Here is a 22,214-nt window from a genome sequence, read left to right as displayed (position 1 = left end):
TAAGGAGAATAGCATGGTATATTTAAAATCGATAGATACGTTTGGTTTTAAGTCATTCGCTGAACATACGAGTGTACATTTTGACAAAGGTGTAACGGCGATTGTAGGTCCAAACGGTAGTGGAAAAAGTAATATAACTGATGCCATCAAATGGGTATTAGGAGAGCAATCTGCCAAATCTTTACGTGGCGCTAAAATGGAAGATATTATATTTTCAGGTGCTGAACATCGTAAAGCTCAAAATTATGCCGAAGTTAAACTTAAATTGGATAATAAATCTGGCAAACTACAAATTGACGAGCAAGAAGTTGTCGTGACGCGTCGTCTATATAGAAACGGCGATAGCGAGTATTATTTAAATAATGACAAAGCGCGTTTAAAAGATATAGTAGATTTATTTTTAGATTCTGGTTTAGGCAAAGAAGCTTTTAGTATTATTTCTCAAGGTAGAGTGGATGAAATTCTTAATGCAAAACCGATTGATAGAAGACAAATACTAGAAGAATCTGCAGGCGTATTAAAATATAAAAAACGTAAAACTGCATCGGTGCAAAAGCTAGATCAAACAGAAGATAATCTAACTAGAGTTGAAGATATATTATACGACTTAGAAGGACGTGTAGAACCACTTAGAGAAGAAGCAGCCATTGCAAAAGAATATAAACATTTGTCTAAAGAAATGGAAAAAAGTGATGTACTTGTTACTGTACACGACATTAAGCAATATAATGACAACATTAATAGATTAGATAATAATTTAAATAACCTCAAAAGTCAGCAAGAGACAAAAGAAGCACAAAAAGTTCAACATTCAAATGCGATTACCAAGTATAAGGCTGAACGCCAGCAATTAGACGACACAATAGAATCGCTTAACTATAAATTAGTGAAAGCGACAGAAGAAGTTGAAAAATATACGGGGCAACTCAATGTTTTAGAAGAACGTAAAAAAAATCAATCTGAAACAAATGCGCGTTTTGAAGAAGAACAAGAAAATATAGCAGAACAAATTGAACAGTTACAACAAGAACTTGCAAAAGCAAAAGAGCAACGTACAGCATTAAGTAAGCAGCAACAACAATTAACTAAAGAAATCGAACAAATCGAATCGCAACTTTATGTTTCTGATGAACAACATGATGAAAAACTAGAAGCTATTAGAGATGAATATTATGCATTGATATCAGAACAATCTGATGTAAATAATGATATTCGCTTTTTAGAACATACGATTCAAGAAAATGAAAGCAAGCAATCTAGATTAGACTCCAGGTTAATTGAAGCCTATAATCAATTAAAAGCGTTACAGAGTGAAATTAACGATAAGCAACAACAATATGACAAAAAACAACGTGAATTAAATAATCTAGATAAAGAGTTAAAGTCTTGTGAAAAGCAATTAACTGCAACTAAACAACAACAAACTGAATATGAAGATAAATTACACCAAGCATACAGATATAACGAAAAGTTAAAATCTCGAATTGATAGCATAGCAACGCAACAGGAAGACTATAGTTATTTCTTCAATGGCGTAAAGCATATTTTGAAGGCTAAGGAACAAAAATTATCTGGTATTCATGGTGCGGTTGCTGAAATTATTCAAGTACCTTCAAATTTAACAAAGGCTATTGAAACTGCGTTAGGTGCTTCATTACAACATGTCATCGTAGATACTGAAAAAGATGGACGTGCTGCGATTCAATACTTAAAACAAAATGGTTTAGGACGTGCGACGTTTTTACCGTTAAATGTTGTGCAATCACGACAATTAGGAATGGATATTCGTAAAGCAGCACAAGAGTCTGATGGTTTCGTAACGATTGCTGCAGAAGGCGTGGAAACAAATGATAAATATCAAAAAGTCATTCAAAACTTATTAGGCAACACAATTATAGTGGATGATTTAAAACACGCTAATGAATTAGCAAGAGTCATACGTTATCGTACGAGAATTGTCACTTTAGATGGTGATATTGTTAACCCTGGCGGATCTATGACAGGTGGTGGCGACAGAAAAACGAAGAGTATTTTAGCCCAAAAAGATGAACTTAATTCAATGCGCAAACAACTGGAAGACTATCAAAGACAGACAGTTAATTTTGAACAAGAATATAAATCTTTAAAAGAAAAATCAGATAGCTTAAGCGAATCTTATTTTGATTTGAGCCAGCAGTATAATAAGGTGAAACAAATCGTTCACGAGTATGAGCTAGAATTAGATAAATTGCGTAAAAGTGAAAGTCATCTAAAAAATGAACATGAAGAATTTGAATTTGAGAAAAATGATGGTTACCAAAGTGAAACGAGTCGCCAAACTTTAGAAGATAAAAAGCAAAAATTAGCAGAAATTCAATCCGCTTTACAACAATTAGAGAAAGATATTGATGTGTATACTAAATTGTCAAAAGAGGGTAAAGAAAATACTACGCAAACACAACAACAATTACATCAAAAACAATCTGATTTAGCAGTAGTTAAAGAAAGATTGAAGAGTCAACGTCAAGAAGAAGAACGTTTAAATAAACAACTTACTTCAACAACTGAGCAACAACAAAAAATCGAAGAACAGATTAATTTCTTTAATTCTGAAGATATGACAGGTCAAAAAGCGTTTGATAACGTTCAACAAAATATCGACGATAGTAAAGCAGAGAAAGAAAAGTTAACTGTTAAGCTAGCCGAAATAAAAGAACAACGAAGTCAGTTAAATGAAACGGTAGAAGAAACAGATGCATTATTACAAGAAGCACATAGAGATATCTTATCTATAGAAAATAGCTATCAAGATATAAAATCAGAACAATCTAGACTTGATGTATTAATTAATCATGCAATCGATCATTTAAGTGAAACGTATCATTTAACTTTTGAACGTGCGAAAGATTTATACGAATTAGATGAAGACATAGATACGTTACGTAAAAAAGTTAAATTAACGAAAATGTCTATTGAAGAACTTGGACCAGTTAATCTAAATGCAATCGAACAATTTGAAGAAATCAACGAACGATATACTTTCTTAAATGAACAACGCACAGATTTAAGAGAGGCTAAGATGACTTTAGAACAAATTATTGATGAAATGGACCAAGAAGTAAAAGATCGTTTTAAAGAAACCTTCCATGCTGTACAAGGGCATTTTACTGAAGTATTTAAAACCTTATTTGGTGGAGGACAAGCAGAGTTACGCTTAACTGATGATGATTATTTATCTGCAGGGGTTGATATTATAGTGCAACCACCAGGTAAAAAGCTGCAAAACTTATCATTATTAAGTGGTGGCGAAAGGGCACTAAGTGCGATTGCGTTGCTATTTGCAATATTAAAAGTTCGTTCTGCTCCATTTGTAATACTAGACGAAGTAGAAGCGGCACTCGATGAAGCAAACGTTATTAGATATGCTAATTATTTAAATAATTTATCCGATCAAACTCAGTTTATAGTCATAACACATAGAAAAGGTACGATGGAATATTCAGATAGACTATATGGTGTTACAATGCAAGAATCAGGAGTATCTAAACTTGTGAGTGTGAACTTAAATACGATTGACGAAGTAATGAAGGAGGAACAAGCATGAGTTTTTTCAAACGCTTAAAAAATAAATTCTCTGGGGCGGAGCAACAAGAAGAACAAGAACAAAATCAACTCGATAATACTTTGACAGACGAAAGCGAAGTTGAATCGACAGAAGAACAACCTAAAAAGAAACCGAAAAAATTAAAAGAGGCAGATTTTGATGAAGATGGTATGATTTCCATCGAAGACTTTGAAGAAATTGAAGCACAACAATTAGGTGCGAAATTCAAAGCCGGTTTAGAAAAATCACGTCAAAATTTCCAAGAACAGTTAAACAATTTAATTGCCAGATATCGTAAAGTTGACGAGGATTTCTTCGAGGCATTAGAAGAAATGTTAATTACAGCCGATGTTGGTTTTAATACTGTAATGCAATTAGTCGATGAATTACGTGAAGAAGCACGTCGTAGAAATATTCAAGAAACGGCTGATTTACGTGAAGTTATCGTCGAAAAAATTGTAGAAATTTATCACCAAGATAGCGAACATTCTGAAGTAATGAACCTAGAAGACGATAGATTAAACGTTATTTTAATGGTTGGTGTAAACGGTGTTGGTAAAACGACAACAATTGGTAAATTAGCACATCGTTATCAATCTGAAGGTAAAAAAGTAATGCTAGCAGCAGGTGATACGTTCAGAGCTGGAGCTATCGAACAACTTAAGGTTTGGGGCGAACGTGTTGGTGTAGAAGTAGTAAGCCAAGCTGAAGGTTCTGATCCAGCGGCAGTAATGTATGATGCTATCAATGCCGCTAAAAATAAAGGTGTAGATATTTTAATTTGTGATACTGCGGGAAGATTACAAAATAAATCTAATTTAATGAATGAATTAGAAAAAGTAAAACGTGTAATCGGCCGTTCTATACCTGATGCACCGCATGAAGTATTATTATGTTTAGATGCTACGACGGGACAAAATGCTTTATCACAAGCTAGTTCATTTAAAGACGTAACAAATGTGACAGGTATCGTTTTAACTAAATTAGATGGTACAGCTAAAGGTGGTATCGTCTTAGCAATACGTAATGAATTGCATATTCCGGTTAAATATGTCGGACTAGGCGAAAAACTAGATGATTTACAGCCATTCAATCCAGAAAGTTATGTTTATGGACTATTTGCCGATATGATTGAAGAAAATGTGGATGAACTTCCTGAAGAAGCTACAGATGAAAGTTCAACATTAGATGAAGAGGGCTCAACAGATGGCTCAAAATGATCTCGTTAAAACGTTGCGTATGAATTATTTGTTTGATTTTTATCAAGCGCTATTAACTGAAAAGCAACGTAACTATTTGCAATTATTTTATCTAGAAGATTATTCGTTAAGTGAGATTGCTGATACTTTTGAAGTGAGTCGACAAGCAGTTTATGATAATATAAGAAGAACTGGCGACTTAGTAGAAGATTATGAAACTAAACTAGGACTTTATAAAAACTTTGAGCAAAGAAAAGCATTGTATGAAGAAATAAAACAACATATAAATGATTCTGAAAAAGTGTTAGAAGCAATAAACACTCTAGAACAAATAGATTAGAAGGAGGGGAATCGATATGGCGTTTGAAGGATTGTCCGAACGTTTGCAAGGGACGATGCAAAAAATCCGAGGCAAAGGTAAAGTAACTGAAGCTGACATCAAAACGATGATGCGTGAAGTGAGATTAGCCTTATTGGAAGCCGACGTTAACTTTAAAGTAGTAAAAGACTTTGTCAAAACAGTGTCAGATCGAGCATTAGGTTCAGATGTTATGAAATCATTAACACCTGGACAACAAGTCATAAAAATTGTACAAGATGAATTAACTCAACTTATGGGTGGAGAGAATAGTACGATTACAATGGCAAATAAACCACCTACAGTTGTGATGATGGTTGGTTTACAAGGTGCCGGTAAAACAACAACTGCTGGTAAATTAGCATTATTAATGCGAAAAAAATACAACAAAAAACCAATGTTAGTTGCTGCCGATATTTATCGTCCAGCAGCAATTGATCAACTTCAAACTGTAGGTAAACAAATTGATGTTCCTGTCTACAGTGAAGGTGACCAAGTAAAACCACAACAAATCGTCGAAAATGCGATAAAACATGCCAAAGAAGAACATTTAGACTTTGTCATTATTGATACGGCAGGTAGATTGCATGTTGACGAAGCGCTTATGAACGAGTTGCAAGATGTTAAAGAGATTACAAAACCTAACGAAATTATGCTTGTAGTCGATGCGATGACAGGTCAAGATGCCGTTAATGTCGCGCAATCATTTGATGAACAACTTGAATTATCAGGTGTTACGTTAACTAAATTAGATGGTGATACACGTGGTGGTGCTGCATTATCTATCCGTTCTGTGACCCAAAAACCAATTAAATACGTTGGTATGAGTGAGAAGTTAGACGGACTAGAACCATTTCACCCAGAACGTATGGCCTCAAGAATTTTAGGCATGGGTGACGTTTTAAGTTTAATCGAAAAAGCACAACAAGACGTAGACCAAGATAAAGCTAAAGATTTAGAACAAAAAATGCGTTCATCTTCATTCACTTTAGATGACTTTTTAGAACAATTAGATCAAGTTAAAAACCTAGGGCCTTTAGACGATATTATGAAAATGATACCGGGTATGAATAAGATGAAAGGCCTAGATAACCTGAATATGAGCGAGAAACAAATCGATCATATTAAAGCGATTATTCAATCAATGACTCCGGGTGAAAGAAATGATCCAAACACGCTAAACGTTTCACGAAAAAAACGTATCGCAAGCGGATCAGGACGTAGTTTACAAGAAGTTAACCGTTTAATGAAACAATTCAACGAAATGAAAAAAATGATGAAACAATTTTCTGGCGGTGGCAAAGGTAAAAAAGGCAAACGCCAACAAATGGAAAATATGTTAAAAGGTATGAATTTACCGTTTTAATTTGTTGAATTTAACGTTGATTACCAATAACTTTAAATAATTAATAAAGGCAATTTCTATTGAATTTTAAAATAGAAATTGCCTTTATTTTAAGTTAATAGTGTAGGTAAAAGATTATAAAATAAAATAGACTTTATAGGACTGACGAAATAAATCATCTTACAAAGTAAATAAATTTTCTTATATTGATAATGGTAAAGAGAAAACTCTTTACAAAGTAATTGGAAACTGTTATATTATTGCTTGTGGAAAAATAAACATTAAAGATTTAAAGGAGAGAAATAATTATGGCAGTTAAATTACGTTTAACACGTTTAGGTTCTAAAAGAAACCCATTTTACCGTATTGTAGCAGCTGATGCTCGCGCGCCACGTGATGGTCGTAACATCGAACAAGTTGGTACTTACAACCCTAACAATGTAAATGCACCAGAAGTTAAAATCGACGAAGAGTTAGCTCTTAAATGGTTAAAAAATGGTGCGAAACCAACTGACACAGTACGTAACATTTTATCAAGAGAAGGAATCTTGAAAAAATTCGACGAACAAAAATAAGTTGATTTCAACTCGTAATAATAAGGAGAGTGCCTTTAGGTACTCTCTTTATTTTATTTGAGAAAGATTTATTTATAGTACATATTCAAAGTTTTAACATAATGGTATAATTTACGTGATTATTTTATTAAAATGTACTTAAATCTACAGCGTTTATTTACGGAGGAAAAAATATGAAAGTTGAAGTTGGCACTATAGTAAATACACATGGTATTAAAGGAGAAGTCAAAGTAAAATCAAACTCTGATTTTACGGAAACTCGTTTTCAACCAGGAGAAGTACTGACAATTGAGCATCAAGGAAAGAACATAGAATTAACTATTGCCTCATATCGTGTTCATAAAGGTTTTCATATGTTGAAATTTGAAGGTATTAATAATATTAATGATATAGAGCATTTAAAAAATGAAGTTTTACTTCAAGAACGTGAACATGAAGAAATTGAATTAGCCGAACATGAGTATTATTATTCCGACATCATAGGCTGTACAGTGTTTGATGAGGAAGATGCACCTATAGGACGAGTGATAGAAATATTTGAAACTGGTGCAAATGATGTGTGGGTGGTTAAAGGTGATAAAGAATATTTAATACCTTACATTGCTGACGTTGTTAAATCAGTAGATGTTGAAGGTAGAAAAATTGTCATCACTCCAATGGAAGGGCTGTTAGATTAATGCGAATTGATTACTTAACATTATTTCCAGAAATGTTTGATGGCGTGTTAAACCATTCTATTTTAAAACGAGCACAAGATAAAAATGTACTGTCTGTTAATACGATTAATTTTAGAGACTTCGCTCAAAACAAACATCAACAAGTTGACGATTATCCATTTGGCGGTGGACAAGGTATGGTGTTAAAACCTGAGCCTGTCTTTAATGCAATGGAATCAATCGATCATAACGAAAATACGCGAGTTATATTAATGTGCCCGCAAGGTAGACCCTTTAGTCAGCAAATTGCACAAGAGTTAAGCGAGGCTGAACATCTCGTGTTTATTTGTGGACATTATGAGGGCTATGATGAACGTATTAGAGAACATCTCGTTACCGATGAAATATCTATGGGCGATTATGTGTTAACTGGCGGTGAGCTGCCTGCTATGACCATGACAGATGCAATTGTGAGATTGATTCCGGGTGTGTTAGGGAATCAACAATCACATGAGGATGATTCATTCCAAGATGGTTTATTAGAATTCCCACAATATACAAGGCCGAGAGAATTTAATAACTACAAAGTGCCAGATGTACTGCTATCTGGTAACCATGCCAATATAGAACGCTGGAGACATGAACAAAAGATTATTAGAACATATGACAAGCGTCCTGACTTATTAGAACGTTATGAGCTTACGCAAGCAGATAAAAAAATTATAGAAAATCATAACAGACAGTCATCTAAATAATCTTGTTGAACATAAAGAAATATTTAATAAAATTTTAAAGCAGTCGAATGTATATGTAGCAGGAAATAATAAATTTAATACAGTGTATTATGACCATTACTGTTCATTTTATCACTTTTATATTTTACGAAATTGATTTATATTATTTTGACTAGAAATTTAAAAACCAATTGAAAAACAATGAACAATGTGCTAATATAATTCAAGTGTGCGATACACGAAAAATCACTATGATCCGCTGCTATATATTTGTCTAGGCAAGAACATAGGTTGAAGGAGAGAATAGAAAATGACTAATCACAAATTGATTGAAGCAGTAACTAAATCACAACTACGCACTGATTTACCTTCTTTCCGTGCAGGTGACTCTTTAAGAGTACACGTACGTATCATTGAAGGTACACGCGAACGTATCCAAGTATTCGAAGGTGTAGTAATTAAACGTCGTGGTGGAGGTATTTCAGAAACTTTCACAGTACGTAAAATTTCTTCAGGTGTTGGTGTGGAAAGAACTTTCCCATTACACACGCCTAAAATCGAAAAAATCGAAGTTAAACGTCGTGGTAAAGTACGTCGTGCTAAATTATACTACTTACGTAATTTACGTGGTAAAGCTGCTAGAATTCCAGAAATTCGCTAATCAGCTTTTCTACAAGCGAAAGAGCCTTAATTTTAAGGCTCTTTTTTTGATCTTTTTAAAGAAAATCAATTATGGCATTCAACTATCGAATTGTAATTGTTTCTCCGCTTCGTAACTTTATTATCACTTCAAGAATGAAAAATTGTATGGATAATATTATGTCAGCAAGAGAGAAATATTTAAGTAAAATGAAGTTGGTTCTGCCAAAATGATAACTACAACAACAGTATAGCCAATCAATGTTGCTAAATACTGCTTTAATTTTCTTACTACTCTTTAAAAATATTTGAAGCAAAATGGGCTGCGACTTTGGATAAAGTCTTTAATAATTTTTACCAAGTATAAATTTCAAAATAATATTAAAAAGCACTGTCGCTATTTATCTAGTGACAGTGCTTTTATTTAATGATGTTTTATCCAACGTGCAAATAGCACACTTAAAACAATGCCAACAATACTAATACATATTAAAGGCCACAGTAGTGGTGGGTGATAAGTAAGTTTAATTTGCTGTTCACCATGTTTAGCATGTACCACAGTCATGATGCCATTTCCTTTCATGACAGGAACAGTTTTTCCATTTGCAGTAGCTTTCATACCATCACGGAAAGGTATAGGAAGTACAATATAACCTTTACGTTGTTTGTTGTTAGTCAATGTATAGCCATTCCTTTGTTGTGACACTTTAATTTTTGTGAGTGATTTTGCGCTTGCACGTAAAGTTTTATAATCTTCACCATAAATACCGTGTATTTTGTAGTTATATTTACCTTTAGATAGTTTGAGGTTTAACTTGTCATTAGCCTTTACTCTTATCGTGATCGGCTTTACTACACGTCGATATTTATATGTGAGTTCGTTACGATTTTGAGCGTATTCATTTACAGATATTTTATGTCTTTTATCAGGCGCACGTAAAACTAAGTCCATTGAAATATACATGTCTTTATACTTATGAGCTAATTTTGGAGGTAGCTTATATTGAATACCGCCATTATTTTTAGTAACTATTAAAGAATTATTGTTAGCTTTATGTGCATTTATATAAGACGCTTGTGCCGAAGATAATAAATTTTTGTTTGGCTTAAATTTAGTATTTGCCTTTTCCTTGTCCGATAAAGTGACACCTTGTAGCATTGCTTGTTCTCTGTCTAACGGTATTTTTAAATCACGAGCGTTATACACTTTATTTGTAATGTGCGCGCTCGGATAAGCAATCGTATTTTTACTGTGCACGTATTGAGTTTGCTTTGTTGGTTTAATCGTCTTCGTATGTTTAAAACCATATGGTAAATTTGGATCATTAGATTTTTTGATGCGATCTTGCACATTCCATAAAGCCATCAAATTAGCACGATTTGATAACATACGATATGTACTATTTGTATCTGATGGCATATTGATTTGCATGGTTTTATCATAATAATTAAGTATACTGCCATCGAAAATACTTGAGTATAGTATTATACCGTTAAAGTGATAGATTAACGGTGTGTTAAGTGAAAAAGGAGTCATAAATTCAATGCGATTGAATGGATCGTCTTGATGTGACTCATTTATTTTATTAATTGATTTAGCAAGTGTAGCATTATGGTAGTTTGGACTTTTCAACTGTGAAAATGTTGTTTCATATTTTCTTAAATTATTATAACGATGGTCGTTTACTAAAATAGCTTGTTGAACCATAAATAGCACAATGACTATAGCAAGTGGCCAACGCTTATCTAATAAATGCTTTCGAGCAATAATTAATCCGAGCGTCATCATAATTAGTAGACATATGTACATCCAAGTTAATTTTTCATGTTGAATTAAAATATTTGCGATAATTATTGCGATTACTACAGGCGTACATGCCATAAGATAAGCACGTAAAGTTATGTCTTTTAAATAATGTATAAATAAACCGATTAAAGCACCAGTAGTTAATGCAAACACGTATATCCAGCGTCTCTCCGGTGTAGAAAATCCATTAAATAAACTATCAAAATAAGGTGTCAGAGAACCAAGTAACATTATCCATGTAAATATGGCAAATAAACGGTAGTAGTAATGTCGATACAATTGAAATGATAATAATGCTACTAAAGCAAAAATTGTGACCGTTATAAAAAAGCCATTAGAGAAAAAATGTGTTTGACGTGCAAAATCAGTAACAGCTGGAATATGAAAATCAGGGTTTGGTTTACGATTATTTGCAAGGAATGATGAAACGCCTGTATAAAATCCCCAAATAGCTGACATTAAGCTCAATAGAGCAGCAATGATAAGTGTCACTATTTTTTGCTTTCTCGTTACGATATCAGCTTCATGTTTCCAGATTACTCTATATATAAAATAACCAAATAACACGAGTGCTTCGAAATAACTAAAATAAAAATTAGAAAATAAAGTTAGTGCGACTGCAAAAATAAATAATCGTAACTTTTTTTCTTTGAAATAACGTTCCATACCAAGTAACGATAAGGGTAAAAATATTAATAAATCACCATAGAACGACCATGTGAAATTAAAATAAATAACTATTGTTGAGCCACCATATAGCAATGCTGCAATAAAAGTAGCAGATTTTTTAAAATGCAAATAGTTAAAATAGTAAAAAGCTAACATAAAAGTAACTACAGTTTTAACGAAAGCAACGATAAGTTGATTACCAGGCCAAAACATAATGCTATTAGGCTGTAAATGGAATAGTTGGCTACAAATCCAAATAGCAATAAAGTTAATATAAGTAAAAGGTGACGTAGCGTAATAATAAGAAAGGTCTTTTATATAATCGCCACCAAGACCAAATGAATGGTCGTAAAAGCTATCGAAATGAATAAAGTGATGATAAAGATACATTTGAAATGGTATCATCTGTCTGACACCATCGCCGGAACCACTAAAAATGATGCCATCTTTAAAAAATCTGATTATGTAGGGTGTGAAAATAAGCATAGCAACAATTATCCCCATCAATAAAATACAGATAAAGCGCGTTATTTTATTAGACCAAAGACGGTTTAACATATACAATTCCTCATTTGAAAGGCTCCTTTTTTAAGTTAAATGTTACGAACTGCTCCTTTTATAAAACTTCCAAAAGCAACAACTAATAATAATAAATATGAATGATAGGATACACATCGTATACCAATATGGCGGACGATATTTAATAATAATAGTTTTATCATTTTTATGAACAGGTACACCTGTCATCATATAATTTACTTTTTTAGGGGTGACTGATTTATTATCTACATATGCACGCATTCCTTTACGATAAGGAATGTTAATACTTGCTATGCCGCTTTTTTGTTGATTAAGATTAACTTTAACACCATCATTGATGTCTTTATATGTGTTTAAACGTGAGTTGTGACTAACGGCTGCCTTTAAATCTTTATAATTTTCTCCATATAAACTTTTGATTTCTAATTTATAGTTTCCTCGTGGCATTACGTTGATGTGGATGTCGCCATGTTTATCTGGTTTTGTTTTATATAATTGTGTAGCGACACCGGTTTTATAAGTTGAATTATTAAATAGACGGTTATTAATATAACCATTTATGTTTAACGTATAATTACTATCCGGTAATCCTCTATTTACTTTAAGTGTTAAATAAAAATCTTTATAGCGATTTGTTAGTTTCTTAGGGACATGAATAACATATTCACCTGAATTATCTTTTACTTTCATATGATATTTGGGTAATAACTTCATGTTATGCGTCGTAATTTTACCCTGTGATAATAAATTTTTAGCAGGATGTTGCCATGCTTTACCTGCATTATTCACAACAACACCATTAAGCATGGCATGCTCTCTATCTATCGGATTAGTTAATTTAGACGCATCATAAACATGATTCGAAATTTTAACTGTCGGTAAGACATACTTATTCTCGAAAATAGAATATTGTCCTTGTTGCTTTATTTTTTTGAAATAATGAGGTACTTTACCTAGATCTTGATAATCTTTAACCATTAAATAACGCACAGACCAGAGGCTGGCAAGGTTTTGGCGGCCATTAGTCGACTGATAACGACTGACAGACTCTTCACTCATATTAATTTTTAATTGGTCATAATAATAATCTAAAATATTGTGATTAAATATGCTCGAGTACAGACTAGTACCTTTAAAATGTTGATACATCGGTGTGTTATCTTGTTCATTCACACGCCAATCAATACGTTCACCCTCTAGTTTATGATTTTTCATGTAACTTACTAAGTCTCTTTGCATAGGTGAACTGTACATGCTTTCATTAATATATTTTGTATTAGCACGTTGTTGATGGTCAGGGAAATATATTTGATTATAAATAAATACGATTGATACTAATAAACTTAAAATAAATAGTGAAATGATAAAAATCATTGTCAGTTTTGTTCTAAAATAACTTTCCTTTACAAAAAGTATTAATAGACCAACTAAACTAACTACAGGGACAAAATAAACCCAAGAAACAGTATTATTATATGCCCAAGCACTATAAAAAATAACGGCTAAAGCTGGTATAGCAGTATAGCAATAACTTTTAATCGACATCGTTTTGAAGTATTTAACATACAAACCAACGAGCATAGCTGCATTAAAAGCTAACAAGAAATGCCAGCGTTTTTGTGGTGCAGACATACCGTTAAAAAGTTGATCTACAAATGGAATAAAACTCGCAACAATCGTAATCATTGTCAAAATAGCAAATAATCTAAAGTAAAAATGTTTATATAATTTAAATGACAAGAGTGCTTGTATTGTTATATAGAGTATGACAATTAAGTAATTATCGTAAAAAATATTTGTGTTTCTATCCAATTTTTCAAATAAATCAACGTTACCGTTAAATGGAATTCTTCTGTTACCTAGATAACTTTGAATGCCGTGGAAAAAGAAAAACAAACTGCTACCTAAACCTAAAACCGCAACAATACATAGTGTGACATAATCACGAAAGTGCAGCTTAATATCTTGCTGATGTTTGAAAATGAGTCGTATTGCTAAATAAATAATACCCACTAGTAATTGGTAATATGCAAAATAAAAATTATTTATTAAAGACAAAATGATTACTATAAGTAGCAACCCGATTTTTCTTTGTTGAATATATTTTTCAATTGAAAGTAATAGTAGTGGTAATAAAATAAAAATATCGCTGAAAAATGGCCAATATACAGTAAACCTAAAATATAGCGGTGAAATAACGAATAGTGAAGCTGCTAATACCGCTATCTTTCGATTTAGTGTTATATATTTAGCAAAAGCAAATGTTACTAGTAATGCTAAAAATGATTTGATTATTGACATGACTAATGCATTAGCCGTCCAAAACGCTACGTTATTTGTATCTATATGAATTAGATGTTTTAAAATAAACACACCAATCACATTGGAAATAAATAATATATTAGTGGAAAAGTAGTAACTTAAGTCTGTGAAAAAATCGCCACCTAATCCAAAATTAGATGCGTAGAACCATGAACCGTGACTCCAATGATCGTATAAAAACATTTGGATAGGAATCATCTGTTCTAAACCATCATTTGGCCCTGTAAAAAGTATGCCATCATGTATGTATCTATAAATTATATAACTATGGCCAATTATTGCGATGGCAATAAATACAAGCATATACAGTACTTTTCGTTTCATAATTGTTGCTCCCGACAATTTTTTATATATAAAGGTTATAAATTAAGTTGATAAAATTAATGTGCGTGTTTTTTACGCTATTACTTAACTTAAAATACTTATAGAAATGGTATCATATTATAGCGTTACATATTAAAATAAAATAGATACTTCTAACACTAAAAAGTATAGTTCAAGTGAAAATATAAATTAAGAAAAGGTGAAAGTTATGGTAATTCAATGGTATCCGGGCCATATGGCCAAAGCCAAAAGACAAGTGACTGAACAATTGAAAAAGGTCGATGTTGTTTTTGAACTTGTAGACGCACGTATTCCATATAGTTCAAGAAACCCAATGATTGATGAAGTCATACAGCAAAAACCAAGAGTGGTTATTTTAAATAAAAAAGATATGGCAAATCTAGCAGAACTAGAAAAGTGGGCAACGTATTTTGAGGAACAAGGGTTTTATCCAGTAGCTGTCGATGCCAAGCATGGTAAAAACCTCAAACAAGTTGAACAAGCTGCGATAAAAGCGACTGAAGAAAAATTTGCACGAGAACGTAGTAAAGGTTTAAAACCACGCGCGATTAGAGCTATGATTGTCGGAATACCGAATGTTGGTAAATCTACGTTGATAAATAAGTTAGCCAATAGAGCCATCGCTAAAACTGGTAATACGCCAGGTGTAACGAAACAACAACAATGGATAAAAATAGGCAAATCATTACAGTTATTAGATACTCCAGGAATACTATGGCCAAAATTCGAAGATCAATTAGTAGGTAAAAAATTAAGTATTACAGGTGCCATTAAGGACAGTATTGTACATTTAGATGAAGTGGCTATCTATGGTTTAGAATTTTTAAGAGAACATGATTATGATAATTTAGTAAAGCATTACAATGTGGATGTGTCACAAGATGACGATAATATTGCGTGGTTTGAAGCGATTGGTCGTAGACGTGGACTGTTACAAAGAGGTAATGAAGTAGATTATGAAGCGGTCATTGAGTTAATTATAAATGAAATTAGAAATGCTAAAATAGGTACTTATACCTTTGATATATTTAGCGAAATTGAGCGTGATTATCTTGACTAAACTGAGTATTGCTGAGGTCAAATCATCTTTAATGCAATATTTGTCAGAAGAAGAAATCGATCAAAGTGAATTTGCAACGGATGAACGGAAAGGTGTACAAAATGCCATCGTTTCTAGGAAAAAACAACTACAAAAAGAGCAGGCACTGATTGATCAATATACTGTCATGTCTGAGTTTGAGAATAATATTTTGGCAACTCAACCACAAGCATTGATTTGTGGTATTGACGAAGTAGGCAGAGGCCCATTAGCTGGTCCTGTCGTTACTTGCGCCGTCATTTTAAATAAAGAACATCGATTTTTAGGATTAAATGATTCCAAAAAATTATCTGCAAGTAAGCGTAAAGAAATGGAATATAGACTTAAAAACGAAGCGTTAGATTATGCTTTTGGTATTGCGTCTGTTGAAGAAATAGATCAATTAAATATTTATCAAGCAACGAAACTAGCGATGATGCGTGCAGTAACAAATTTAACTAACAAACCAACGCATTTACTCGTTGATGCAATGGAATTAGATATAGATATACCTCAGCAATCGCTTATTAAGGGCGATGCACGAAGCGTATCGATTGCAGCAGCAAGTGTACTAGCAAAAGAGCATAGAGATAACTATATGCGCCAACTTGACGCTATTTATCCAGGGTACGGCTTTGATAAAAATGTAGGCTACGGAACGAAAGAGCATCTCAAAGGTATTGACCAATTGGGTGTTATAAAAGAACATCGAAAAACATTCGAACCCATTAAATCTATAGTTAATAATACTTATTAAATAAAATAAATTATAAATAACTAGCGTCAAACAGTTTACAATAGCGCTTACATTTTTTATAATTGAAATGCACTTAACCTAAGAGGAGGATGGAGAATGAATATCCACGAGTATCAAGGCAAAAAAATCTTTCGTTCCATGGGCGTTGCTGTCCCAGAAGGACGCGTAGCATTTACTGCAGATGAAGCAGTAGAGAAAGCTAAAGAATTAAACTCAGATGTATATGTGGTAAAAGCACAAATCCACGCTGGCGGTAGAGGTAAAGCTGGTGGTGTTAAAATTGCTAAATCACTATCTGAAGTAGAAAGTTACGCAAATGAGTTATTAGGAAAACAATTAGTGACTCATCAAACTGGACCAGAAGGTAAAGAAGTAAAACGTCTTTACATTGAAGAAGGCTGCGATATTCAAAAAGAATATTATGTAGGGTTTGTAATCGATAGAGCAACAGACCGTATTACATTAATGGCTTCAGAAGAAGGCGGAACTGAAATTGAAGAGGTAGCTGCTAAAACACCAGAAAAGATCTTTAAAGAAACAATTGATCCAGTAACTGGTTTAGCTCCTTATCAAGCAAGAAGAATCGCTTTCAATATTAATATTCCTAAAGAATCAATTAATAAAGCTGCGAAATTTTTAATTTCTTTATATAACGTCTTTGTAGAAAAAGATTGTTCAATCGTTGAAATCAACCCACTAGTAACAACTGGTGACGGTGAAGTTCTAGCATTAGATGCTAAACTTAATTTCGATGACAATGCAATGTTTAGACATAAAGATATCCAAGAATTACGCGATTTAGAAGAAGAAGATCCAAAAGAAATTGAAGCTTCTAAATATGATTTATCATACATCGCATTAGATGGCGACATCGGTTGTATGGTAAACGGTGCAGGCTTAGCAATGGCTACAATGGATACAATTAACCATTTCGGCGGAAATCCAGCAAACTTCCTAGACGTAGGGGGCGGCGCTACTAAAGAGAAAGTTACTGAAGCATTTAAAATCATCTTAGGTGATGACAATGTTAAAGGTATCTTTGTAAATATTTTCGGTGGAATCATGAAATGTGATGTTATCGCTGAAGGTATCGTAGCTGCAGTCAAAGAAGTAGAACTTACTTTACCATTAGTTGTACGTTTAGAAGGTACAAACGTTAAAGAAGGTAAAGCGATTCTTAAAGAATCTGGATTAGCTATCGAACCAGCCGCGACTATGGCTGAAGGCGCACAAAAAATTGTAAAGCTTGTTAAAGAAGCGTAAGGAAAGGATGGGAGCACTAAGATGAGTGTATTTATAGATAAAAATACAAAAGTAATTGTACAAGGTATCACAGGGTCTACTGCCCTTTTCCATACTAAACAAATGTTAGAATATGGCACACAAATTGTTGCAGGTGTTACACCAGGTAAAGGCGGACAAGTTGTAGAAGGCGTACCAGTATTCAATACAGTAGACGAAGCTAAAGAAGAAACAGGTGCAAACGTATCAGTAATTTACGTACCAGCACCATTCGCGGCAGACGCTATTTTAGAATGTATCGATGCTGAATTAGATATGGCTATCTGTATCACAGAACATATTCCAGTTATAGATATGGTTAAAGTTAAACGTTATTCAGAAGGCAAAAAGACGCGTGTAGTTGGACCAAACTGCCCAGGCGTAATTACAGCTGATGAATGTAAAATCGGTATTATGCCAGGCTACATCCACAAAAAAGGTCACGTAGGCGTTGTTTCACGTTCTGGTACATTAACTTACGAAGCAGTTCACCAATTAACTGAAGAAGGTATTGGTCAAACAACTGCTGTAGGTATTGGTGGCGACCCAGTAAACGGTACTAACTTCATCGATGTATTAAAAGCATTTAATGAAGACGATGAAACTCACGCAGTAGTTATGATTGGTGAAATCGGTGGTACAGCAGAAGAAGAAGCTGCTGAATGGATTAAAGCCAATATGAACAAACCAGTTGTTGGATTCGTTGGTGGTCAAACAGCACCTCCAGGAAAACGTATGGGCCACGCTGGTGCGATTATTTCAGGTGGTAAAGGTACTGCTGAAGAAAAAATCAAAACACTTAACGATTGTGGCGTAAAAACTGCTGATACTCCTTCAGAAATTGGAACTACTCTAATTGAAGCAGCTAAAGAAGCAGGCATTTATGAACAATTATTAACTGTAAAATAATAATATATGATGTTTAGCACAAATTCTGGTAAGTCCAGGATTTGTGCGTTTTTATATATGCTTTTACTATTTTAAAACGGCTATTAAATATTACTCCTTACTTTTTGCTAACAATTAAGATATAAAAATGTAATAAGTTTACTTCATATTACGTTTTATAATGGCATAAAAGGAGGTATTTATATGGCCCAATATACCTATTTGAAATTATTAGCCGCAGGTTTTACAACACTTCAAATATATAAAATTATAGCATTTGCACCGCATTTTTTAGATGCCTCAAAATATGAACAGTCTACTATCTTAAATCATTTTGTTCGTCTACATAATAGTAAAGTGCTGCGAACAGCAGCTTCCAAATATAATAAATTATATGCTGAAAAGATAATAGAAAACTTAACAACGGATAAAGTGAATTTTATTACTATTAACGACAATCGTTATCCGACATTGTTGCGTGAAATTGCAAATCCACCCGTTATCTTATATTATAGAGGGAATATAAAATTGCTTAATTTTGTATTATTACTCGGCATTATCGGTTCGAGAAATGCGACTGCTTATACAGACCAAGCATTACACTATTTATATCCAGCATTTATTCAGCATAAGATTGGTATTGTATCAGGATTGGCGAAAGGTGCTGATCATAGTGCGCTTAAGTTAGCCTTGCAATATGGCTTGCCAGCGGTAGCAGTATTAGCATTTGGACATTGTCGCCATTATCCAGCGATAACACGAACAACAAGAAATCAACTTGAACAACATGGATTAGTAATCAGTGAATATCCACCTCAAACGCCTATTAAAAAGTATTACTTTCCGCAACGTAATCGTTTGATAAGTGGTATTGCTAAAGGAATTTTAATCACGGAATCTGAAGAGCATTCTGGTACACACATTACTTTGGAATGCGCATTAGACCAAAATAGAGAAGTTTACGTAGTACCAGGTAGATTTTATGATCATATGAGTGAAGGAAACATGATTGCAGCACAACAAGGCGCTAAAATTGTTTTGAGACCAGAAGATATAATAGATGATTTTAAGTTGACTAAGTAATTTTATTTAAAAACGATAACGTAATTTATTCACTATATAATAAAAATCCATATTCATTTCTTACTTAAATATAGTTTAATCAGTGTATTATATTATGTTACAAAAATAGAGTTGCAATTTAAAAACATTGACAAAGTCAAATTAGACCGTTTATTATTTATCTTTGTAAATTAGATACGCAAGGGGGAACTACTTTGGCAGAAAATTTAGTCATAGTTGAATCGCCTGCAAAAGCTAAAACTATTGAAAAATATTTAGGTAAAAAATTTAAAGTTATTGCCTCTATGGGCCATGTTAGAGACTTACCTAGAAGTCAAATGGGTGTAGACGAGGAAAACGATTACGAACCGAAATATATAACAATTCGCGGCAAAGGGCCAGTAGTTAAAGATTTGAAAAAACATGCTAAGAAAGCTAAAAATGTTTACTTAGCAAGTGACCCTGACCGTGAAGGTGAAGCGATTGCTTGGCATTTAGCTAACATATTAGACTTAGAAGACACAAGTGAAAATAGAGTTGTGTTTAATGAAATAACTAAAGATGCAGTAAAAGATAGCTTTAAACATCCACGTGGTATTGAGATGGAACTCGTTGATGCTCAACAAGCTAGACGTGTTTTAGATAGACTAGTTGGTTATAATATCTCTCCAGTATTATGGAAAAAAGTAAAAAAAGGTTTGTCAGCAGGTCGTGTTCAATCTGTTGCCTTACGTTTAGTTATTGACCGAGAAAATGAAATTAGAAATTTCAAACCGGAAGAATATTGGAAAATTGAAGGGGAATTTAGATATAAAAAATCTAAATTTAATGCCAAGTTTCTTCATTTAAAAAATAAACCGTTTAAATTAACGAATAAAGATGATGTTGAAAAAATAACGACACAGTTAGATGGCGATCAATTCGAAGTTACCAAAGTTACGACTAAAGAAAAGACACGTTATCCATCAAATCCTTTTACAACATCGACATTACAACAAGAAGCTGCACGCAAGTTAAACTTTAAAGCGCGTAAAACGATGATGTTAGCTCAACAATTATATGAAGGTATTGACTTGAAGAAACAAGGCACTGTAGGTTTGATTACTTATATGCGTACAGATTCAACGCGTATATCTGACCAAGCAAAAGCCGAGTCAAAACAATATATCGAAGAAACATACGGTAAAGAGTACACTTCTAATCGTAAAGCTAAAGGTCAAGGCGACCAAGATGCCCATGAAGCTGTAAGACCAACAAGTACATTACGTACGCCTAGCCAAATGAAGGATTATTTAACGCGAGATCAATATCGTCTTTATAAATTAATATGGGAACGCTTCGTGGCTAGCCAAATGGCACCGGCTATTTTAGATACCGTAGCCATGGATTTAACGCAAAATGATTTGAAATTCCGTGCGAATGGACAAACGATTAAGTTTAAAGGTTTTATGACTTTATATGTTGAAGCTAAAGATGATAGTGACGACGGTCAAGATAACAAATTACCTAAAATAAACGAAGGAGAAATGGTTACAGCGACAAATATTGAACCTTCTCAACATTTTACGCAACCACCTCCACGTTATACAGAAGCGCGTTTAGTTAAAACTTTAGAAGAATTGAAAATCGGCCGTCCGTCAACTTATGCACCGACAATCGATACAATACAAAAGCGTAACTACGTTAAAAATGAAAGTAAACGCTTTGTACCTACAGAACTTGGGGAAATCGTTAATGAACAAGTTAAAGAATATTTCCCTGAAATTATTGACGTAGATTTTACTGCTAATATGGAAACTTTATTAGATAAAGTTGCCGAAGGTGAAATCGAATGGAAAAAAGTAATAAGAGATTTCTTCAATAGTTTCAAACAAGATGTTGAGCGTGCAGAAGAAGAAATGGAAAAAATTGAAATTAAAGACGAACCTGCCGGTGAAGATTGTGAAGTTTGTGGCGCACCAATGGTTATAAAAATGGGGCGTTACGGTAAATTCATGGCTTGTTCTAATTTCCCTGACTGTCGAAATACAAAGGCAATCGTTAAATCGATAGGGGTTACTTGTCCGAAATGTAAAGAAGGAGAAGTAGTAGAACGTAAATCTAAGAAAAATAGATTGTTCTATGGTTGCTCTAAATATCCTGATTGTGACTTTATAAGTTGGGATAAACCAGTAGGAAGAGAATGCCCTAAATGTAGCGAGTACCTTGTAGAACGTAAAAAAGGTAAAACAAGCCAAGTGGTTTGTTCAAACTGTGATTATAAAGAAGCAGAGCAAAAATAAATATATTGTTACAACTTATCGTTGTTAATGTTAAAATAATGTTATTACTAATGAAGTAATTGATAATGATATAAATTAAAGCAACTAACGGCAA

Annotated in this window: 16 protein-coding genes; 14 read left to right on the top strand and 2 right to left on the bottom strand. The window is 33.3% G+C overall.

What is annotated here, in order from left to right; translation table 11 throughout:
* Positions 1-13 precede the first annotated feature (13 nt).
* From smc to rplS, 8 genes are all read left to right on the top strand, one after another.
* Positions 14-3,583: a chromosome segregation protein SMC gene (smc, locus tag ISP08_RS07940; RefSeq protein ID WP_195718264.1), complete on the top strand. Its 3,570-nt coding sequence runs from the start codon at positions 14-16 to the stop codon at positions 3,581-3,583.
* Entirely contained in the window at positions 3,580-4,803 is a 1,224-nt protein-coding gene (ftsY, locus tag ISP08_RS07935) for a signal recognition particle-docking protein FtsY (protein WP_048794086.1), read from the top strand. The genes smc and ftsY overlap by 4 nt, the downstream gene beginning before the upstream one ends.
* Positions 4,790-5,122 carry a putative DNA-binding protein gene (locus ISP08_RS07930; RefSeq protein ID WP_048794085.1) on the top strand — a complete coding sequence of 111 codons (333 nt, stop codon included), beginning with the start codon at positions 4,790-4,792 and terminating at the stop codon, positions 5,120-5,122. Before ftsY ends, ISP08_RS07930 begins: the two co-directional genes overlap by 14 nt.
* A gap of 16 nt (positions 5,123-5,138) precedes the next feature.
* Complete coding sequence (ffh, locus tag ISP08_RS07925; RefSeq protein WP_048794084.1) at positions 5,139-6,506, top strand: signal recognition particle protein; 1,368 nt, start codon at positions 5,139-5,141, stop codon at positions 6,504-6,506.
* 287 nt (positions 6,507-6,793) lie between these two features.
* On the top strand, positions 6,794-7,060 hold the full coding sequence (gene rpsP, locus ISP08_RS07920; protein WP_048794083.1) for a 30S ribosomal protein S16: 267 nt from the start codon (positions 6,794-6,796) through the stop codon (positions 7,058-7,060).
* Between the two features lie 173 nt (positions 7,061-7,233).
* Complete coding sequence (rimM, locus tag ISP08_RS07915) at positions 7,234-7,737, top strand: ribosome maturation factor RimM (protein ID WP_195718263.1); 504 nt, start codon at positions 7,234-7,236, stop codon at positions 7,735-7,737.
* On the top strand, positions 7,737-8,471 hold the full coding sequence (trmD, locus tag ISP08_RS07910) for a tRNA (guanosine(37)-N1)-methyltransferase TrmD (RefSeq protein ID WP_048794081.1): 735 nt from the start codon (positions 7,737-7,739) through the stop codon (positions 8,469-8,471). Before rimM ends, trmD begins: the two co-directional genes overlap by 1 nt.
* 289 nt (positions 8,472-8,760) lie before the next feature.
* Positions 8,761-9,111, top strand: a complete 351-nt coding sequence (gene rplS / locus ISP08_RS07905; RefSeq protein WP_048794080.1) for a 50S ribosomal protein L19 — start codon at positions 8,761-8,763, stop codon at positions 9,109-9,111.
* A 402-nt stretch (positions 9,112-9,513) separates the two neighbouring features.
* On the opposite strand, the gene ISP08_RS07900 is transcribed toward rplS, so the two are convergent.
* Together ISP08_RS07900 and ISP08_RS07895 are read right to left on the bottom strand one after the other, a co-directional pair.
* Positions 9,514-12,123: a YfhO family protein gene (locus ISP08_RS07900; protein ID WP_195718262.1), complete on the bottom strand. Its 2,610-nt coding sequence runs from the start codon at positions 12,121-12,123 to the stop codon at positions 9,514-9,516.
* A gap of 42 nt (positions 12,124-12,165) precedes the next feature.
* Positions 12,166-14,751: a YfhO family protein gene (locus ISP08_RS07895; protein WP_195718261.1), complete on the bottom strand. Its 2,586-nt coding sequence runs from the start codon at positions 14,749-14,751 to the stop codon at positions 12,166-12,168.
* A gap of 208 nt (positions 14,752-14,959) precedes the next feature.
* Between ISP08_RS07895 and ylqF the strand changes: the two genes are divergently transcribed.
* From ylqF to topA, 6 genes are all read left to right on the top strand, one after another.
* Positions 14,960-15,832, top strand: coding sequence for a ribosome biogenesis GTPase YlqF (gene ylqF, locus ISP08_RS07890; protein ID WP_195718260.1), 873 nt, complete (start codon positions 14,960-14,962; stop codon positions 15,830-15,832).
* Complete coding sequence (locus ISP08_RS07885) at positions 15,825-16,607, top strand: ribonuclease HII (protein ID WP_195718259.1); 783 nt, start codon at positions 15,825-15,827, stop codon at positions 16,605-16,607. The genes ylqF and ISP08_RS07885 overlap by 8 nt, the downstream gene beginning before the upstream one ends.
* 96 nt (positions 16,608-16,703) lie before the next feature.
* Entirely contained in the window at positions 16,704-17,870 is a 1,167-nt protein-coding gene (gene sucC / locus ISP08_RS07880; RefSeq protein ID WP_195718258.1) for an ADP-forming succinate--CoA ligase subunit beta, read from the top strand.
* A gap of 21 nt (positions 17,871-17,891) precedes the next feature.
* Positions 17,892-18,797: a succinate--CoA ligase subunit alpha gene (gene sucD, locus ISP08_RS07875; protein WP_195718257.1), complete on the top strand. Its 906-nt coding sequence runs from the start codon at positions 17,892-17,894 to the stop codon at positions 18,795-18,797.
* Between the two features lie 183 nt (positions 18,798-18,980).
* Positions 18,981-19,859 (top strand): DNA-processing protein DprA, encoded by an 879-nt coding sequence (locus ISP08_RS07870; protein WP_195718256.1) that lies wholly within the window; start codon positions 18,981-18,983, stop codon positions 19,857-19,859.
* A gap of 194 nt (positions 19,860-20,053) precedes the next feature.
* Positions 20,054-22,120: a type I DNA topoisomerase gene (gene topA, locus ISP08_RS07865; RefSeq protein WP_195718255.1), complete on the top strand. Its 2,067-nt coding sequence runs from the start codon at positions 20,054-20,056 to the stop codon at positions 22,118-22,120.
* Positions 22,121-22,214: the final 94 nt, after the last annotated feature.

The organism is Staphylococcus lloydii (genome assembly GCF_015775975.1).
Taxonomy (GTDB): Bacteria; Bacillota; Bacilli; order Staphylococcales; family Staphylococcaceae; genus Staphylococcus; species Staphylococcus lloydii.
This window is presented reverse-complemented; position numbering and strand designations above follow the sequence as displayed.

What these genes read in the sequence shown, in the direction of transcription:
- rimM (WP_195718263.1), top strand. Translation starts at nt 7,234, where the DNA reads ATGAAAGTTGAAGTTGGCACTATAGTAAATACACATGGTATTAAAGGA.
- rplS (WP_048794080.1), top strand. Translation starts at nt 8,761, where the DNA reads ATGACTAATCACAAATTGATTGAAGCAGTAACTAAATCACAACTACGC.
- ISP08_RS07930 (WP_048794085.1), top strand. Translation starts at nt 4,790, where the DNA reads ATGGCTCAAAATGATCTCGTTAAAACGTTGCGTATGAATTATTTGTTT.
- ylqF (WP_195718260.1), top strand. Translation starts at nt 14,960, where the DNA reads ATGGTAATTCAATGGTATCCGGGCCATATGGCCAAAGCCAAAAGACAA.
- rpsP (WP_048794083.1), top strand. Translation starts at nt 6,794, where the DNA reads ATGGCAGTTAAATTACGTTTAACACGTTTAGGTTCTAAAAGAAACCCA.
- smc (WP_195718264.1), top strand. Translation starts at nt 14, where the DNA reads ATGGTATATTTAAAATCGATAGATACGTTTGGTTTTAAGTCATTCGCT.
- sucC (WP_195718258.1), top strand. Translation starts at nt 16,704, where the DNA reads ATGAATATCCACGAGTATCAAGGCAAAAAAATCTTTCGTTCCATGGGC.
- ftsY (WP_048794086.1), top strand. Translation starts at nt 3,580, where the DNA reads ATGAGTTTTTTCAAACGCTTAAAAAATAAATTCTCTGGGGCGGAGCAA.
- sucD (WP_195718257.1), top strand. Translation starts at nt 17,892, where the DNA reads ATGAGTGTATTTATAGATAAAAATACAAAAGTAATTGTACAAGGTATC.
- trmD (WP_048794081.1), top strand. Translation starts at nt 7,737, where the DNA reads ATGCGAATTGATTACTTAACATTATTTCCAGAAATGTTTGATGGCGTG.
- ISP08_RS07870 (WP_195718256.1), top strand. Translation starts at nt 18,981, where the DNA reads ATGGCCCAATATACCTATTTGAAATTATTAGCCGCAGGTTTTACAACA.
- ISP08_RS07895 (WP_195718261.1), bottom strand. Translation starts at nt 14,751, where the DNA reads ATGAAACGAAAAGTACTGTATATGCTTGTATTTATTGCCATCGCAATA.
- ISP08_RS07900 (WP_195718262.1), bottom strand. Translation starts at nt 12,123, where the DNA reads ATGTTAAACCGTCTTTGGTCTAATAAAATAACGCGCTTTATCTGTATT.
- ffh (WP_048794084.1), top strand. Translation starts at nt 5,139, where the DNA reads ATGGCGTTTGAAGGATTGTCCGAACGTTTGCAAGGGACGATGCAAAAA.